Source organism: Pseudomonas sp. GW821-FHT07B01, from assembly GCF_059419065.1.
This window is the reverse complement of record NZ_JBWKRA010000015.1, coordinates 19,306-36,591: the sequence shown is the minus strand read 5'-3', so window position 1 is coordinate 36,591 and position 17,286 is coordinate 19,306. Positions and strand designations below refer to the sequence as shown.

The 17,286-nt window shown below is 61.1% G+C and carries 15 protein-coding genes and 1 pseudogene; 9 read left to right on the top strand and 7 right to left on the bottom strand.

Annotation, left to right across the window (positions count from 1 at the left end):
• Positions 1-25 precede the first annotated feature (25 nt).
• Positions 26-781 carry a COG4705 family protein gene (locus tag AC07S6_RS17550; protein WP_054918379.1) on the bottom strand — a complete coding sequence of 252 codons (756 nt, stop codon included), beginning with the start codon at positions 779-781 and terminating at the stop codon, positions 26-28.
• A gap of 177 nt (positions 782-958) precedes the next feature.
• Here AC07S6_RS17550 and AC07S6_RS17545 point away from each other — a divergent pair, with 177 nt between their 5' ends.
• Entirely contained in the window at positions 959-1,591 is a 633-nt protein-coding gene (locus AC07S6_RS17545; RefSeq protein ID WP_054918436.1) for a flavin reductase family protein, read from the top strand.
• Between the two features lie 125 nt (positions 1,592-1,716).
• Here AC07S6_RS17545 and AC07S6_RS17540 read toward each other — a convergent pair whose 3' ends face one another.
• Both AC07S6_RS17540 and AC07S6_RS17535 read right to left on the bottom strand, forming a co-directional pair.
• Complete coding sequence (locus tag AC07S6_RS17540) at positions 1,717-1,962, bottom strand: hypothetical protein (protein ID WP_019817340.1); 246 nt, start codon at positions 1,960-1,962, stop codon at positions 1,717-1,719.
• A 41-nt stretch (positions 1,963-2,003) separates the two neighbouring features.
• The gene (locus AC07S6_RS17535) at positions 2,004-2,345 is read right to left on the bottom strand and encodes an antibiotic biosynthesis monooxygenase family protein (protein WP_003193915.1); all 342 of its coding nucleotides are present in this window, start codon (positions 2,343-2,345) and stop codon (positions 2,004-2,006) included.
• 327 nt (positions 2,346-2,672) lie between these two features.
• Between AC07S6_RS17535 and AC07S6_RS17530 the strand changes: the two genes are divergently transcribed.
• The gene (locus AC07S6_RS17530; protein WP_003193916.1) at positions 2,673-3,602 is read left to right on the top strand and encodes an AraC family transcriptional regulator; all 930 of its coding nucleotides are present in this window, start codon (positions 2,673-2,675) and stop codon (positions 3,600-3,602) included.
• A gap of 121 nt (positions 3,603-3,723) precedes the next feature.
• On the opposite strand, the gene AC07S6_RS17525 is transcribed toward AC07S6_RS17530, so the two are convergent.
• The 4 genes from AC07S6_RS17525 to edd all read right to left on the bottom strand — a co-directional run bounded on the left by AC07S6_RS17525 (position 3,724) and on the right by edd (position 8,835).
• Positions 3,724-5,193, bottom strand: a complete 1,470-nt coding sequence (locus tag AC07S6_RS17525; protein ID WP_236280920.1) for an ATP-binding protein — start codon at positions 5,191-5,193, stop codon at positions 3,724-3,726.
• Positions 5,183-5,917 carry a response regulator gene (locus AC07S6_RS17520; RefSeq protein ID WP_003193918.1) on the bottom strand — a complete coding sequence of 245 codons (735 nt, stop codon included), beginning with the start codon at positions 5,915-5,917 and terminating at the stop codon, positions 5,183-5,185. Before AC07S6_RS17520 ends, AC07S6_RS17525 begins: the two co-directional genes overlap by 11 nt.
• A gap of 138 nt (positions 5,918-6,055) precedes the next feature.
• Positions 6,056-7,012 carry a glucokinase gene (locus AC07S6_RS17515; protein WP_014719751.1) on the bottom strand — a complete coding sequence of 319 codons (957 nt, stop codon included), beginning with the start codon at positions 7,010-7,012 and terminating at the stop codon, positions 6,056-6,058.
• Positions 7,009-8,835: a phosphogluconate dehydratase gene (edd, locus tag AC07S6_RS17510; RefSeq protein ID WP_014719752.1), complete on the bottom strand. Its 1,827-nt coding sequence runs from the start codon at positions 8,833-8,835 to the stop codon at positions 7,009-7,011. Before edd ends, AC07S6_RS17515 begins: the two co-directional genes overlap by 4 nt.
• Positions 8,836-9,056: 221 nt before the next feature.
• On the opposite strand from edd, the gene gap reads away from it, so the two are divergent.
• The 7 genes and pseudogenes from gap to AC07S6_RS17475 form a co-directional block, all read left to right on the top strand.
• Entirely contained in the window at positions 9,057-10,058 is a 1,002-nt protein-coding gene (gap, locus tag AC07S6_RS17505) for a type I glyceraldehyde-3-phosphate dehydrogenase (RefSeq protein ID WP_003193921.1), read from the top strand.
• A gap of 221 nt (positions 10,059-10,279) precedes the next feature.
• Positions 10,280-10,798 (top strand): RNA polymerase sigma factor, encoded by a 519-nt coding sequence (locus AC07S6_RS17500; RefSeq protein ID WP_003193922.1) that lies wholly within the window; start codon positions 10,280-10,282, stop codon positions 10,796-10,798.
• A gap of 74 nt (positions 10,799-10,872) precedes the next feature.
• Entirely contained in the window at positions 10,873-11,841 is a 969-nt protein-coding gene (locus AC07S6_RS17495; protein WP_014719754.1) for a FecR family protein, read from the top strand.
• Positions 11,842-11,956: 115 nt separating this feature from the next.
• Entirely contained in the window at positions 11,957-14,521 is a 2,565-nt protein-coding gene (locus AC07S6_RS17490) for a TonB-dependent receptor (RefSeq protein WP_495112686.1), read from the top strand.
• Positions 14,522-14,658: 137 nt separating this feature from the next.
• A complete protein-coding gene (locus AC07S6_RS17485; protein WP_014719756.1) occupies positions 14,659-15,267 on the top strand; it encodes a biliverdin-producing heme oxygenase in 609 nt (202 codons plus the stop codon).
• A 169-nt stretch (positions 15,268-15,436) separates the two neighbouring features.
• Positions 15,437-15,838: a YbaN family protein gene (locus AC07S6_RS17480; protein ID WP_495112685.1), complete on the top strand. Its 402-nt coding sequence runs from the start codon at positions 15,437-15,439 to the stop codon at positions 15,836-15,838.
• A 138-nt stretch (positions 15,839-15,976) separates the two neighbouring features.
• Positions 15,977-17,257, top strand: a pseudogene (locus tag AC07S6_RS17475) (methyl-accepting chemotaxis protein); the annotation flags it as partial.
• Between the last annotated feature and the right edge of the window lie 29 nt (positions 17,258-17,286).

Here is a 17,286-nt window from a genome sequence, read left to right as displayed (position 1 = left end):
AGCAAGCCCGCTCCCTCATTTAGCCTTAGGACAACTCTGCGGCCTCATTGCGCCCATAGCGCCGCTGCGCATACGACGCGCCAGCAATCATCACCACCAGCACCGCAGCCAATACCGCGGATGAACCGATGGTGCCGAAATCCAAGCCGCCTTTTTCATGGGGTTTGGTCAGGAAATCTCCCAAGGTCGCGCCAAACGGCCGTGTCAGTACAAACGCCACCCAGAACAACAATACCGACGAGATGCGGGTGAAGTACTTGAGTACCACCACCGCGGCGATGGTTGAGCCGATCAACAATGCGCCACCGGCGAAGCCCAGCCCCGAATCGTCCGCGAGGAAATCGCCCAATGCGGTGCCCAAGGTGTTGGAGAACAGGATCGCCATCCAGTAAAACAGCTCCCCTCGGAAGGTCTGCACCTTGTTCACGTTCAGCGAGTCACCACTGAGATGCCACAATGCAAAGATGATCATCAGGATCACAACCAGGATCATCGACCCGGTGGCGTAGCCCAGCCCCAGCGTGCGGTCCATAAAGTCGGACATCGTGGTACCCGCAGTACTGGTAGACAAAATCACGATCCAGTACAGCACCGGGTTGTAGGTTTTCGACCAGAGTTGCGTCACCAGGGTCACCAGGAACACGCTAATGAGGATCATGGAGCTGATGGCGTAGCCAACGTTCAAGGTCATCGACAGCAAGTCCCCGGCGGTTTCGCCCAAGGTAGTTGCGCAGATTTTCATGACCCAGAACGCCAGGGTGATCTGAGGAAGTTTGTTCATGCAGTAGATAGCTCCAAGGCTCAGTCTTATAGGGGGTATTGACCTTGGGCGCAGACTGAAGGGGAAACTGTGAAAAATAGGTGGCAGATGTATGAAAAATCCATGGGCACGATGGAAATTCACCGCCATGAATTGCACTATGACCGCCTCCCAAACCGCGTAGCAGGAACCCCGGCCATGCCTGACGACATCCACTTTTACGAACCCGCCAACGGCCACGGCCTGCCCCATGACCCGTTCAACGCCATCGTCGGCCCACGCCCGATTGGCTGGATCTCCTCGCACGACCGCGAAGGCCGCCTGAACCTGGCGCCCTACAGTTTCTTCAATGCGTTCAACTACATTCCGCCGATCATTGGGTTTTCCAGTGTCGGGCGTAAAGACAGCCTGAACAATATCGAACAGACCGGCGAATTCGTCTGGAACCTGGCCACCCGACCACTGGCCGAGCAGATGAACCAGAGCTGCGCGGCCGTATCGCCCGAGGTGAATGAATTCGAACTCTCCGGCTTGACGCCGGTGGCTTCGAAAATCGTCGGCGTACCACGGGTGGGCGAGAGCCCGGTGTCGTTCGAGTGCAAGGTGACGCAGATCATCCAACTGCAACGTGCCGACCAGCAATTGGTGCCGAGCTGGCTGGTGCTGGGCGAGGTCGTGGCGGTGCACATCGCCAAATGGTTGCTCAAGGATGGGATCTACGACACTGCTGCCGCCGAGCCGATTTTGCGCGGGGGTGGCCCGGCGGACTATTTCCAGCTGGGGCCTGAGGCCCTGTTCAAAATGCACAGACCAGGCGCCATTAAACCCTGACTAAAATGCAATCAAAACTGTGGGAGCTGGCTTGCCTGCGATAGCGGTGGGTCAGTTAACCCAAGAGTGACTGATACACCGCTATCGCAGGCAAACCAGCTACCACATTGGTTAGGTGTGCTGCCTCAGCGTTCAGCAGTCGCCCAGGTCAGTTGGCCTTCTGCATCCACATCGACCAGATGCTCGAGTTGCAACGTCGCCGCATCATCGGCATCGGACGCTGTCTTGAACGTCTGCCCATCAAGGATCTTGTGAAACCTGGGTGCGCCCATGCCATCCAGTGCCTTGACGGCGACGGCGGCGCTGTAGCCACCTTCGCCCGGTACTACGGCGGAAACGGCTTCGTGGTGGGCAAATTGTTTACGTGCCATGTTGCAGGTCCTGGCCAATGGAAAGTCGGCCATTCTAACCGTTAACCGGCCAGTTGCAGGTACTCGCCGTAGGCCTGTGCCGCCGATGCGTCGGTGAAGGTCTGGAAGTCCATGCTGCGTACGACCATGTCGTTCAGAAGCTCAGTGAAGATCATCAGGGCCGGAGAGTTGAAGTAGGCGCTCATGGCCTGCTCGCTGCTCCAGAACCCGGACACCAGCCAGACATCGGGATCGACCTGGGAGTGCTGCAACGAGAATTGCAGGCAACCCTGGGCCTGGCGACCTGGTTCGATCAAACTGCTCAAGCGTGCACCGAGTTCAGTGCTGCACCCGCTACGGGCGCGGATAAAGGCCATATGGCTCGCGGGAATGGGGGTGGACATGTTCGACTCTCCCGTTGAGAAGTGATGCTCGACAAGCACAATGAGGGCGTGTTGCCACAGGATCAAAGATAACGGCGCGGGGGTGGGCGCGGTTAGTCAATTCCTGCAGGCTTATTGCACAATCCTGCGAGAAGCGTAGGGAGGACGTTCGGCCCCAGGATTTATTCCAGGCCCAGGCCTAATGTTTCAGGCTGATGACAGGCTGCGCACTTGCCTGATTCAAGCTATCTCGCAGGATCAGGCAAGGATGCTGCAGAATCGACGTAACACTTTTTGAAAAGCCGCCGCTAAGCTGAGCCCATCAAAGCCGCGTGTAGAGGACGCCCCATGCCGTCGCCCGAATCCAAGCCCGTTCCCCTCGATGCCGAGATGGAGAAACAACGCGCCGAGCTGGCCAGTATCGTGCACCGCCACACCTGGGAGGACGGCTCCTACGGCACGGCGATCACCTCGCTGTACCTGAACCGCCACAACGCGCCCCGGGATTTCATGCCGGTGCTGGTGGAACCCGCGCTGTGCATCCTCGCCAGTGGCAGTAAGGAGGTGCGCCTGGCCGACGAAATCTTTGCCTACGACCCGCTCAACTACCTGGTGTTCTCGGTGGCGATGCCGGTAGCCGGCCGCATCATCGACGCCACCGCCGAGGACCCGAACCTCTCGGTGCGTATCAATATCGACCCGGCGCAGCTCACAGCGCTGATCGCAGAGGCCGGGCCGATGGGCGTGCCCTCGCGCCCGACCTCACGAGGCATGTACGTCGACCGCATCGATCACGCACTGCTCGACGCGGTGCTGCGCCTGACCCGCTTGCTGGACACGCCTAAAGACATCGCGATGCTCGCGCCCTTGATCAACCGTGAAATTCTCTACCGCTTGCTGCGTGGCCCGCAGGGTTATCGCCTGTATGAAATCGCTGTGGCTAACAGCCAGAGCCATCGGGTGAGCCAGGCGATCACCTGGCTGAACGGCAACTATGAACAGCCGCTGCGCATCGACGACCTGGCCAAGGAAGTGAACCTGAGCGTCTCGACCTTGCACCACCGTTTCAAAGCGATCACGGCCATGAGCCCGCTGCAATACCAGAAGCAACTGCGCTTGCAGGAAGCCCGGCGGCTGATGATTGCCGAAGGGCTGGAGGCCTCGGCGGCGGGCTATCGGGTGGGGTATGAAAGCCCGTCCCAGTTCAGCCGGGAGTACAGCCGGTTGTTCGGTGCGCCGCCACTGCGCGACCTGGCCCGGTTGCGCCAGAGCATCTGATGTACGCAGAGCAACATGTGGGAGCTAGCTTGCCTGCGATGGCGGTGTGTCAGTCACCATTGTATTAACTGACCCACCGCCATCGCAGGCAAGCCAGCTCCCACAGTAGTCCTGCGTATATTCAATCTAATCCGCGGGGGAGTTGCAGGGTGACGCGCAGGCCGCCTTCACGCAGGTTCTGCAAACTCACTTCGCCCCCATGGCTGTGGGCAATATTGCGCGCAATCCCCAACCCCAATCCGTAACCCTGCTGCTGGCCGGCCAGGCGGAAGTGCGGCTCAAACACCTGCTCCAGTCGCTGCTGCGGCACACCGGGGCCCTCGTCATCCACATGCAGGATGAACTGCACGCCATCGTCCTCGATATGCAAATGCGCGTTCTGCCCGTACTTGAGCGCGTTGTCGATCAGGTTGCCGATGCAACGCTTGAGCGCCAGCGGCTTGCCTGGGTAGGCTGACAGGGCCGCGCCATCAAGGGTCACTCGGCCATTGCCATGGGGTGCCAGGTACGGCTCCACCAGGCATTCGAGGACGTGGTTGAGATCCACCGGCTGGATGTTTTCGTGGATGTCGGTGTCTTTCACGCATTGCAACGCACCCTTGACCAGCAATTCCAGTTCATCCAGGTCACGGCCGAATTTGTTTTGCAGGTTCTCGTCCTCCAGCAATTCCACGCGCAGGCGCAGGCGGGTGATGGGTGTGCGCAGGTCATGGGAAATCGCGCTGAACAACTGGCTGCGCTCGGTCAGGTAACGGCTGATGCGTTCACGCATGGCATTGAACGCACGGCCCACTTCCACCACTTCACTGCCGCCGCCTTCAGCCACCGGCTCCACATCGGCGCCCAGGGACATGTCCCGCGCCGCTCGCGCCAGGCGCTTGAGCGGTCGGCTTTGCCAGTGCACCAGCAGGCCGATGAACAGCAGCAGAAAACCGCTGGTGAGCACGATGAACCACACCTGCTGGGACGGCAGGCCTTGCTCTTCCAGGCTGGTGTAGGGCTCGGGCAATAGCGAGGCGATGTACAGCCATTCACCGGGTGCCAGTTGGATCTGGGTGACCAGCACCGGCGGGTTCACCGGCTCCAGGGTCAACGCGTAATGGGCCCAGGAGCGTGGCAGTTCGTCGAGCTTCAGGCCGGCATTGAAGATGCGCAGGTCTTCGGCGCTGACGAACTCCACCGAGATATGCACGTCGGCACCCAGGGTCTGGCGCAGCACTTCATCCACTGCCACCAGCACCGCCTGCTTGCGCGGGGTTTCAGGCAGTATCTGCATGTCTAGCGGGCGATCGTTGAGGGTCACCACAAAACGCGTGCCGCCCATGCTGCGCAATTGGTCCAACACCAACGGGCGATAGGCCACCGGCAGCGACCGGAAGTAACTCACGCTGGCGGTCATTGAATGCGCCAAGCTGCGGGCGCTGGTGACCAGGCCCTCCAGCTGGGTGGCGCGCAATTGCGACACCCAGATCACGCTGGACAGCGCCTGGGCGAACAGCACCGCCAGTAAGGTCAGCAGTAACATGCGCCCCAGCAGCGAGCGGGGTACCGGGAAGCGGCGACGGCGTTCGTTCAGCGCTTCAGTGGGCATTGCCGGCAACCACGCTGGCTGCCAGTTGATAGCCGCTGCCGCGCACGGTGCGGATCAGCCGCGGAGGTTTCTCGGTGTCGCGCAGGCGCTGGCGCAAGCGGCTGACGGCCATGTCGACGATACGGTCCAAGGGCATGAGGTCGCGGCCACGGGTGGCGTTGCCGATGGTGTCGCGGTCGAGGATCTGTTGCGGGTGGTCGAGAAACAACTTGAGCAAGGCGAAGTCGGCACCGGAGAGGATCACCTCTTCACCATCCACATGAAACAAGCGGTGGCTGATCATATCCAGGCGCCATTCATCGAACACCCACACATCACCGCCGCTGCTGCGCTCCTGGCCGAATTGGCAGCGGCGCAGCAGTGCCTTGATACGCGCCTGCAACTCGCGGGGGCTGAACGGCTTGCCGATATAGTCATCGGCACCCAGCTCCAGGCCGATCACGCGGTCGGCTTCGTCGGAACTGGCGGTGAGCATGATGATCGGCACCTGCGCCTGGCGCGGGTGCTGGCGAATCCAGCGGCACAGGCTGAAGCCGTCTTCGTCTGGCAACATGACATCGAGGATGACCAGGTCGCACGGCGCCTCGTTCATTGCCTGGCGGAACCCCGCACCGTCGGACACGCCACGGACCTGGAAGCCGGCGCGACTGAGGTAGGTTTGCAGCAATTCGCGGATTTCCTGGTCGTCGTCGACGAGGAGAATGGATTTACTGATTACGCTCACGGGGGCCTCCTTGTTGTTATGGCCTGGCTTAAATCATCGGGTGCGCTTTAGGCCGTCATCGCAGGCAAGCCAGCTCCCACCCTTGGAATGCATTCCAGACTGTGGGAGCTGGCTTGCCTGCGATGGCGCCATTATGACCTATGCAAAAGCTTGCTCAAGCGCCACACCCGCCCCAGTCAGCCCGGAATACGGCGCCGTCACCAACCACACTGGAATACCTTTGAAGTAGTCGCTCATGCAGCCTTTATCCGCGAAGCTTTTAGCGAAACCACTGGCGATAAAGAAGTCGGCAAACCTCGGTATCACCCCACCCACGATGTACACGCCACCGCGTCCACCGGTGGTCAAGACGTTATTGCCCGCCACCCGGCCCAGCCAGATGCTGAACTGGTCCAATACTTCCATCGCCACCGGATCGCCGGCCAGGCCCGCCGCCGTGATGGCTTCGGGGGTGTCGAGCACCGGCTCATGCCCATCCACCGCACAAATCGCCCGGTACAGCCGTGGCAGGCCACCACCGCTCAACGCGGTTTCGGCGCTGACATGCCCGATCTCGCTGTAGATGTGTTGCCACAGCTGGGTTTCCCGTGGGCTGCTCAGGGGCAGGTCGACATGCCCACCCTCCCCCGGCAATGCTGCCCAACGGCCTGCGCCGAGGTCCAGCAAGGTGCCGACACCAAGACCCGTACCCGGGCCGATCACCACGGCCGGGCGCAAGGGCTCCGGCGTGCCTTCGCAGACCACGCGGAATTCGTCGGGCTTGAGCCGGGTCATGCCCAGGGCCATGGCCGAGAAGTCGTTGACCAGCAACAGTTCATCCACCTGCAGGGCCTGGCAAAACGCGGTTTTGCTCAGGCGCCAGTGGTTGTTGGTGAACTTGAATTCATCGCCGCTCACCGGCCCGGCCACCGACAGGCACACCGCACCGATGTCCCCGATTTCCAGGCCTTCCTCTTTGAGATAGACCTTGATCGCCTCTTCAGGGCTGCCGTGATCCGCCGTGGCATGCACGCGGATCGAATGCAGTTCCTGATCCCGCCATAACGCAAAACGGGCGTTAGTCCCCCCGATGTCACCGACCAGCGCAAGCTTCACTTAAGCGTCTCCAAGGCAGAGGTAAAGGCGCTGGCGCCCTGCTCTGCGGAGCTTGCGGCCAAGCGCATGAATGCAAACAGCTCGCGGCCGGCCCCCACGTTATTGCCCAACAGGCCCGTGGCAGGCGTGCGCGCTGCAAATACTTCGGCGTCCACCTTAAGCTCCAGGGTGCCGGTAACGCCATCGACGCGGATGATATCGCCATCCTGGACCCGCGCCAGCGGCCCGCCGCTCTGGGCTTCGGGGTTGACGTGGATCGCGGCAGGGATCTTACCCGACGCGCCGGACATGCGCCCGTCTGTTACCAACGCCACTTTGAAACCACGGTCCTGCAACACGCCCAGGAACGGGGTCATCTTGTGCAGTTCCGGCATGCCGTTGGAGCGCGGCCCCTGGAAGCGCATCACCGCGACAAAGTCTTTTTCCAACAGGCCAGCCTTGAAGGCATCGGCCAGGTCCTGCTGGTCCTGGAACACCACCGCGGGCGCTTCGACAACCTGATGCTCCGGCGCTACCGCCGAAACCTTCATCACGCCACGGCCTAGGTTGCCTTCCATCACGCGCAAGCCGCCTTCCGGCGAGAACGCACGGGCCACCGGGCGCAGGATGGTTTCGTCGAGGCTTTCGATCGGGCCGTCGCGCCAGACCAGTTCGCCATCCACCAGGAAAGGTTCCTGGATATAGCGGCTCAGGCCCTTGCCGGCCACGGTGTTGACGTCTTCGTGAAGCAGGCCGGCTTCCAGCAGTTCGCGGATCAGGAACGACATACCGCCCGCCGCCTGGAAGTGGTTGATGTCAGCCTTGCCATTTGGATACACGTGGGACAGGGTCGGCACCACCTCGGAGAGGTCGGCCATGTCCTGCCAGGTCAGGATGATGCCTGCCGACATGGCAATGGCCGGCATGTGCAGGGTGTGGTTGGTAGAGCCGCCAGTGGCGTTGAGCGCAACGATGGAGTTGACGATGGACTTCTCGTCGACAATCTCGCCAATCGGCGTGAAATTGCCATTGGCCTTGGTCAAACGCGTGACCTGATGCGCAGCTTCACGGGTCAACGCATCCCGCAGGGGCGTGTACGGGTTGACGAACGAAGCGCCGGGCAAGTGCAGGCCCATGACTTCCATCAGCAACTGGTTGGTGTTGGCGGTGCCGTAGAAAGTGCAGGTGCCGGGGCTGTGGTAGGACTTCATCTCCGATTCCAGCAGTTCTTCGCGGCTGGCCTTGCCTTCGGCATAGCGCTGGCGCACATCGGCCTTCTGCTTGTTGGAGATACCCGAGGGCATCGGCCCGCCTGGCACGAAAATCATCGGCAGGTGGCCGTAGCGCAGCGCGCCCATCATCAGGCCAGGAACAATCTTGTCGCAGATGCCCAGCATCAGCGCGGCGTCGAACATGTTGTGGGACAGCGCTACCGCCGTGGACATGGCAATGACTTCGCGGCTGAGCAGGCTCAGCTCCATGCCCGGCTCGCCCTGGGTCACGCCGTCGCACATGGCGGGGGTGCCGCCAGCGAACTGGCCGACCGAGCCAACTTCGCGCAGCGCCTTTTTGATTTGTTCGGGGAAATGCTCGTAGGGCTGATGCGCCGAGAGCATGTCGTTATAAGAAGAAACAATTGCCACGTTGGCGGCATTCATCATGCGCAGGCTGTTTTTGTCTTCGGTGCCGCAACCGGCCACGCCGTGGGCGAAGTTGGCGCATTGCAGCTTGCCGCGCATCGGACCGTCGCTGGCTGCGCCGCGAATGAGCGCAAGGTAAGCCTCGCGGGTGGCGCGGCTGCGGGCGATAAGCCGTTCGGTGACCTCAAGAACGCGGGGATGCATGTATAGAACTCCAGGCTAACGGATGTGGCGACCTGAGTGTCTATGCTGATCAAACGCCCACGGCTCATGGGATGGCAGGGGGTCGTTTGGATCATCGGACCAGTTGATTCAGGTCACTCGTTGTAGATTGAACAAAATATTGCCACTAAAAAGGCTTGTTTTCTATTTTTATGCGAATAATCTTGTAATTCTTACAACAAATCGACGACAGGCACTTTCCGATGACTCTTCGAATCGCAATCAATGGTTTTGGCCGTATCGGCCGTAATGTCCTGCGCGCACTGTATACCCAAGGCTATCGCCAGGATCTGCAGATCGTCGCCATCAACGATTTGGGCGACAGTTCGATCAATGCCCACCTGCTCAAGTACGACACCGTACACGGCACTTTCGACGCAGAGGTTGCCCACGATCAGGAAAGCCTGACCGTCAATGGTGACCGGATTGCCGTGAGTGCCATTCGCAACCCCGCCGACCTGCCGTGGGCTGCGCACAAGATTGACGTGGTGTTCGAATGCACCGGCCTGTTCACCGACCGTGACAAGGCTGCCGCGCATATTAGCGCTGGCGCGCGCAAGGTGATCATCTCCGCCCCGGCCAAAGGCGCGGACGCGACTGTGGTCTACGGGGTAAACCATGACATTTTGCGTCAATCCCACCAGATCATCTCCAACGCATCGTGCACCACCAACTGCCTGGCGCCGGTCGCCCAGGTGCTGCATCGCGAGCTGGGCATCGAAAGCGGGCTGATGACCACTATTCACGCCTACACCAACGACCAGAACCTCACCGACGTGTACCACACCGACCCGTACCGCGCGCGTTCGGCCACCCAGAACATGATCCCGAGCAAGACCGGCGCCGCTGAAGCGGTGGGCCTGGTGCTGCCAGAACTGGCAGGCAAGCTGACCGGCATGGCGGTGCGTGTACCGGTGATCAACGTGTCGCTGGTGGACCTCACCGTGCAGTTGAAGAAAGAAGCCACGGCCGATGAAGTCAACGCCCTGCTCAAACACGCCAGCCAGCATTCGAAGATCCTCGGCTACAACACCCTGCCGTTGGTTTCCAGCGACTTCAACCATAACCCGCTGTCGTCGATCTTCGACGCTAATCACACCAAGGTCAGCGGCAAATTGCTCAAAGTGCTCGCGTGGTATGACAACGAGTGGGGCTTCTCCAACCGCATGCTGGATAACTGCCTGGCGTTGTGTAACGCCGAGTAACTCCACAAGATCGACCAGATCGTTCCCACGCTCTGCGTGGGAATGCCACCCTGGACGCTCCGCGTCCTGCTCTTAAAGTTGTGACGCGGAGCGTCACAGGATGTGTTCCCACGCAGAGCATGGGAACGAGCGGCACAATCTCCAAGGCATCTCAAAGTGCCACTTGCCATTTCAGTTGATGATAAGCATTATCATTAACTGCAAATCGGTCTGGTATCACTGTGAGCCAATCTCGCTTCAACCACGTCTTCCTCACCCAACGGGTGATCCTGCTACGAACTCTGCAACGCATGGTGCATAACCACAGCACTGCCGAGGACCTGTTGCAGGAAACCTACCTGCGCGTGACTCGGGCCCTGAGCGAGCGGCCAATCGACCACCTTGAACCCTTTGTCTACCAGACAGCACGCAACCTGGCGCTGGATCACTTGCGTTCGCGCAGAATTCAGGCGCGTACCCTGCAGGAGGATGTCCCGCTGGATGTCCTGCAAAGCGTCGCCGCGCCGGCCAGCACGCCGGAGGAAGCTACCCAGGCAGAGCAGCTGCTGGAGCACCTGAGTGTCAGCCTCGGCCAGTTGAGCGCCCGCCAGCAACGGATTTTCATCCTCAGCCGCCTGCACGGTTGCAGCTACCAAGAGATTGCCGATCAATTGGGCGTGTCCTTGAGCACAGTGCAAAAGGAACTCAAATTGATCATGGCTATCTGTGTGGGAGTGGCCGAACGGCTGGATCAGCCTTAAGCTTCACCCGACAGAGGTGTCGATCCAAGCTGTAGGAAAAATGAATAAAACGTGGCGAAGACCCGAGGAACACCGTGACGGACCCGAATAAACTGCGCCCCCATGCGTTGGCTCATGAGGTGTTGCAAGACGCGGCCATGGACCAAGCCCTCGATTGGCTGATCGCCTTGCAGTGCCCGCAACCTGGGCAGCAGGCCGCGTTCGACGCCTGGCTGGCCCAGGACCCGGCGCATGTCCACGCCTTCAGCAAGGCCCAGGCCGCCTGGGGTGGCGCGCCGGTACACAGCGCCGCCGTGGCCCTCGCCGCACCGCGCAAGCCCAGCGGCTGGCGCCGGATCAGACCGCACTGGAAACCCCTGGCCACCGCCGCCGTGTTACTGGTCGGCCTGTTCAGTTTCAGCAACCTGCCGGTGCGTTTGCAGGCCGACCATCTGACGGTGGTGGGCGAGCGCCAGCGCCTGCAACTGGACGATGGCTCCAAGGTGCTGCTGAACACCAACTCGGCGTTTTCCAGCACCATCAAGGACCATCAGCGCATTGCCCGCCTCTACCAGGGCGAAGCGTACTTTGAAATAGCGCCCACCCGTGGCCTGCCCCTGGAGATCGACGCTGGCCCGGTGCGCGCCAGCGTGCGCGACACCGCCTTTGCCGTGCGCTACCTCAATGGCGAAGCCCAGGTTCAAGTGCAGCGCGGCGATGTCGACCTGAGCAACACGTTCGACGATGCCCGTGTGCGCCTGAGCGCCGGTGAAAGCATCCGCATCGGCCCCAAGGGTTTCGGCCAACCGGCCAAGCTCGATCCCAGCAAGGACCTGGCCTGGGTGCAGGGCCGGCTGGTATTCGAAAACTGCCCGCTGAGCGAAGTGCTGGCTGAGCTGCGCCGCTATTACCCCGGCTGGATCGTCAACAACAACGAGCAGTTGGCCAGCGTCGCCGTCACCGGCAACTACCGCCTCGACCAGCCCCTGGACGTGGTGCGCTCTCTGGCTCACATCACCTCGGCCAAGCTGTCGGAGTACCCGGCGCTGGTGATCCTGAACTAAATGAGAATTATTTTTACTCGATATTAACCGGCGATACGTCTCGTTATAGCCAATGCAACTGATTCCTATTTGGTTCGGTTCGCAACTATAAGATTCGTATCCCGGAGCGCTCTCGATGTCCTCTCGTTTCAACCGCCGGTCTGCTTCGCCCGTTTTGTCCTTGCTGACCGCCGCGATCCTGCTGGCTGGTGCGCCCGTCATGAGCGCCACCGCCGCGGAACCTGCCGCTCGCAGCCACGCCAATTACACGTTCAGCATCGAACAGCAGCCACTGGTGTCGGCACTCAACGCCTTCACCGCAGTGACCGGCTGGCAAGTCGGCCTGCCGGCCGAACTGGGCCAGGGCGTGTCATCCCCTGGCGTGCGCGGCCCGCTGCCAGCGGAAAAAGCCCTCGAGCGGCTGTTGGTGGGGACCAACCTGAGCTATCGCAAACTGGGCACCAATAACATCGTGCTGGAAAAACGTAGCGCCGGCCGCGCCCTCGCCCTGCAACAGGTGACCATCAGCGCCACCCGCAATGAACAGGATGTGAACAGTGTACCGAGCACCGTCAGCGTGCACGACCGCGCAGAACTGGACCGCCAGCACGTCAACAACATCCGTGAACTGGTGCGCTACGAACCCGGCGTCTCCGTCGGCGGCGCCGGTACGCGCTCGGGTAACGCGGGCTACAACATTCGCGGTATCGACGGCGACCGCGTCCTCACCCAGGTGGATGGCGTCGAAGTGCCGGACAATTTCTTCAACGGCCCTTACGCCAAGACCCGCCGCAATTACGTTGACCCGGAAATCGTCAAGCGCGTGGAGATCCTGCGCGGCCCGGCCTCGGCCCTGTACGGCAGCAGCGCCATCGGCGGCGCGGTGAGTTATTTCACCCTCGACCCGGATGACATCATCAAGCCAGGCCAGGACGTCGGTGCCCGCCTGAAGACCGGCTACAGCTCCGCCGACGAGAGCTGGCTGACCTCCGGCACCTTCGCCGGGCGTGTGCAAGACTTCGACGGTTTGCTGCACCTGAGCCAGCGCAATGGCCACGAAACCGAATCCTACGATGGCAACAACGCCACCGGCCTGGCCCGTACCGGCGCCAACCCGGAAGATGCGCGCACCACCAACGTGCTGGCCAAGCTGGGCTGGAACTATGGCGATGACAACCGCCTGGGCCTGACCTACGAGAAGTTCAAGGATGACCGCGACGTCAATCTGAAAAACGCAGTGGGCGGCCCGTTCATCGGTGGTCGGGGCATGAACCTGTACCGCGACCGTCGCGGTAACGACACCATTACCCGCGAGCGCTTCGGCCTGGAAAACACCTTCGCCCTGGAGTCGCCGATTGCCGACCGCATCAAGACCAGCCTCAACTACCAGATCGCCAAGACCGACCAGACCACCGCCGAAATCTACCAGGCCGGCCGTCGCGTCCTGCGTACCCGCGACACCCTTTACGAAGAGAAACAGTGGGTCTTCGACGCGCAACTGGACAAGGCATTCAGCCTCGGCGAAACCGACCACCAAGTGACCTACGGCACCACCCTCAAGCAGCAGAAAGTCACCGGTTCACGCGAAGGCTCGGCCTCGTGCCTGGCCATTGGCGCCGGCTGCACCGCCATCGGCGCGCCAAGCCCATCAGCCAGCGACAGCGTGAAAAAGGCCAGCGACTTCCCCGACCCGACCATCAACACCTACTCGCTGTTCGCCCAGGACCAGATCACCTGGGACAAATGGACGTTCCTGCCCGCCGTGCGTTATGACTACACCCGGCTCAAGCCCAAGCTGACCCAGGAATTCCTCAACACCGTCAACCCGACCGGCGCCTATACCGTCGATGGCAAAGACAAGACCTGGAACCGCGTAACACCCAAGTTCGGCCTCACCTATGCGCTGACCGACAACTACACCTGGTTCGGCCAATACGCCGAGGGCTTCCGCACGCCGTCTGCCAAAGCACTGTACGGTCGCTTCGAAAACCTCAACCTGGGCTACACCGTCGAACCCAACCCCGACCTCAAGCCGGAAACCAGCAAAGGCATCGAAACCGGGATTCGCGGCAAATTCGACGAAGGCTCTTTCGATATTGCGGTGTACTACAACAAGTACCGCGACTTTATCGACGAAGACAACGCCGTGGTCGGCGGCACCGTGGAGCAGTTCCAGGCGGTCAACATCAAGCGCGCCACCATCAAGGGAGTGGAAGCCAAGGGCCGCCTGAACCTGGATGCCTTCGGCGCGCCGAAGGGCCTGTATACCCAAGGCTCGGTTGCCTACACCTACGGTCGCAACGACGACAATGGCGAGCCGTTGAACAGCGTCAACCCACTCAAGGGCGTGTTTGGCCTGGGCTACGATCAGGACAACTACGGTGGCCTGGTGAGCTGGACCGTGGTGAAAAAACAGAACCGCGTCGACAGCACCACCTTCCACGCGCCCGACGGCGGCACCGACGGCCCGTTCAAGACCCCGGGCTTCGGCATCCTCGACCTGACCGCTTACTACAAGGTGAGCAAAGACGTGACCGTCAACGGTGGCCTCTACAACCTCACCGACAAGAAGTACTGGAACTGGGATGACGTGCGCAGCTACGACAGCGTCGGCGAAGCCGGTGTGACCGGCCCGGCCAACCTCGACCGCCTGACCCAGCCCGGTCGCAACTTTGCGATCAACGTGATCTGGGACATCTGACTCATCCGCCTCACCTCGCCGCCCTTGCAGCCGCGGCGAGGTGAGGATTTTTTACTGTGCCGCGTCTTCTTGTTCGTCTAGTTGATAACAGCTCTCTTCAGGGCGCCCAGGCGCTTCTCTTCTCAAGGACTTTTTTCATGACCGCTTCTTCCACCGCAGAACGCCCAAGCCTGCGCTCCCAACGCCTGAACCAGATCACCAACGCGCCGCACACCAAGCTCGACGCCTTGGTGAAAGCTCACGCGCCGTTCGAAACCCAAGCCAACTTCGCCCGTTTCGTGGTGGCCCAGTACCTGTTCCAATCGGAACTGGTGGCCTTGTACAACGATGCCGAGTTGAACCAGATCATCCCTGACCTGGCCGCCCGCTGCCGCGCCGAAGCGGCCAAGCTCGACCTCGCAGACCTGGACACCGAAATCCCGGCCCCGGTTGCCGGTGCGGTGAATAACCCCAGCAAAGCCGAAGCTTTGGGCTGGCTGTTCGTCTCCGAAGGCTCCAAGCTGGGCGCTGCGTTCCTGATCAAGCGCGCCGTGGGCCTGGGCCTGAGCGAAACCTTCGGTGCCCGCCACCTGGGCGAGCCGGCCGGTGGCCGCGCCGAAGGCTGGAAAAGCTTCACCCGCACCCTCGACGGCCTGGCATTCAGTGCCGAAGAAGAAGCTGCCGTGGAAAAAGGCGCGATTGATGCGTTTGTGCGCTTCACCGTGTTGCTGGAACAGGCGTACGCTAGCGCCCCAGAACTGGCGTAAGTGTTCTGGTAATCAGCGGTTCAATGTGGGAGCTGGCTTGCCTGCGATGGCGGTGGGTCAGCGCCAGATGTTTAACCTGATACACCGCAATCACAGGCAAGCCAGCTCCCACACTTGGGTGCATTTCATGGCTGATAATGTGTAAACCTTCCCACCAGAAAACTGCAGCATGACCGGCAAATCCCAATCCTCCTCCAAAATCGCCCAAGTCCTCTTTGGCCTGCTGGCCTACGTGAGCCTGGGGATCGGCTTGGTGGCGATTGTCATACCGGGGTTGCCCACCACCGAATTCATCTTGCTCGCCGCCTGGGCCGCCACCAAAAGCTCGCCGCGCCTCAGCGCCTGGCTGGAAAACCATCGCCTGTTCGGGCCGATCCTGTCCAACTGGCGCAATGGCAAGATCATCGCCCGCCGCGCCAAGGTCAGCGCCACGGTGAGCATGTTGCTGTGCGCCGTGCTGATGCTGGTGATGCTCGATCACGGCTGGCCGGTGTACCTGGCGATTGCCGGGATGAGCCTGGGCAACCTGTGGATCTGGTCCCGCCCCGAGCAGCTCGCACGTCCCGTATAACGGCCGGTGTAGGCATTTTCCTACCGCTCATCGCCTATTGCTCATGAATTGATTTGTGACGCCGATGTTTCAGGTACGGCGCCGAATGGACTTGGCTCTTCTGCGTGCATTCCAACAAGTCCATTCGTGAGTGAACCTATGTTCGACACCCTCTCCATCCGCTTGAAAATCGTGTTGCTGTCCGGCCTGTGCCTGCTGGGTGTGATTGCACTGGTGGTCGGCATCAATATCTACAACACCAACCAGAACGATCGGTTGGTCAGTGATTCAAGCTCACGAATGCTCACCGCCAGCGTTGAGCAGTTGCTGCAATCCAAAGCGGCCGAACAGGCCGGCCACTTGCAGCAGACCTTCGGCGAAAACCTGCTGGTGGTCACCGCCCTGGCCGACCAGATCAAAGACCTGCGTCAGTTGGGCACCCAACGCGCCCTTGAAGCCGGGGCCCTGCGTGAAGAGCTCAACCGCAGCGTCAAAACCGCGTTCGAGCGCAACACCAAAGTGCTGGGCATCTGGTTGTCGTTCGAACCCAACGGGCTGGATGGCAAGGACAGCGAATTCATCGACGACAAGGCACGCGTCTCCAATGAAAAAGGCCGGTTTTCCAGCTACTGGAGTCGAGCTGGCGGCGAAGGCCAGAACACCATCATGGTTGAAGATGACCTGACCAAGACCACCCTCAACCTCAGCGGCACGCCCTACAACATCTGGTACACCTGCCCACGGGACACGCGCAGTACGTGCCTGCTGGACCCGTACGAAGACACGGTGGCCGGCAAACCGGTACTGATGACCACCATTTCCCTGCCGCTGATCGTCGACGGCAAAGTCATCGGTGTCGTCGGCGTGGACATCGCCCTCACCGCCCTGCAAGCGACCACCGATGCAGCGCAGAAAGACCTGTTCAACGGTGCCGCCCACCTGGAGATTCTGTCCAGCACCGGCCTGATCGCCGCCTACAGCGGTGAACCAACCAAAGTCGGCAAGAACCTGATCGACAGCATCGGCGCCGAAGGCAAGGAGATCGTGCAACTGCTGGCCAATGACCGGCCGGTTATCCGTGAACAGGACGACACCATTCGTGCCGTGTACCCCCTCAAGCCGATTGCCGGTGCCAAATCCTGGGGCGTGGTGATCAAGCTGCCCAAAGCGGTGATGCTGGCCGACAACGAAAAACTGCAAGCCGTACTCGACGAGGCCCAGGCAACGGGCACGCTCAAAGCCCTGCTGGTGGCCGCCGCCGCTGGCCTGCTGGGCTTGCTGTTGATCTGGCTGACCGCTACTGGCGTGACCCGCCCTATCAATAGCGTGGCCGCCATGCTCAAGGACATCGCCAGCGGTGACGGCGACCTCACCCAACGCCTGGCCTATGCCAAGAAAGACGAACTGGGCGAGCTGGTGAACTGGTTCAACCGCTTCCTCGACAAACTGCAGCCGACCATTGCGCAGAT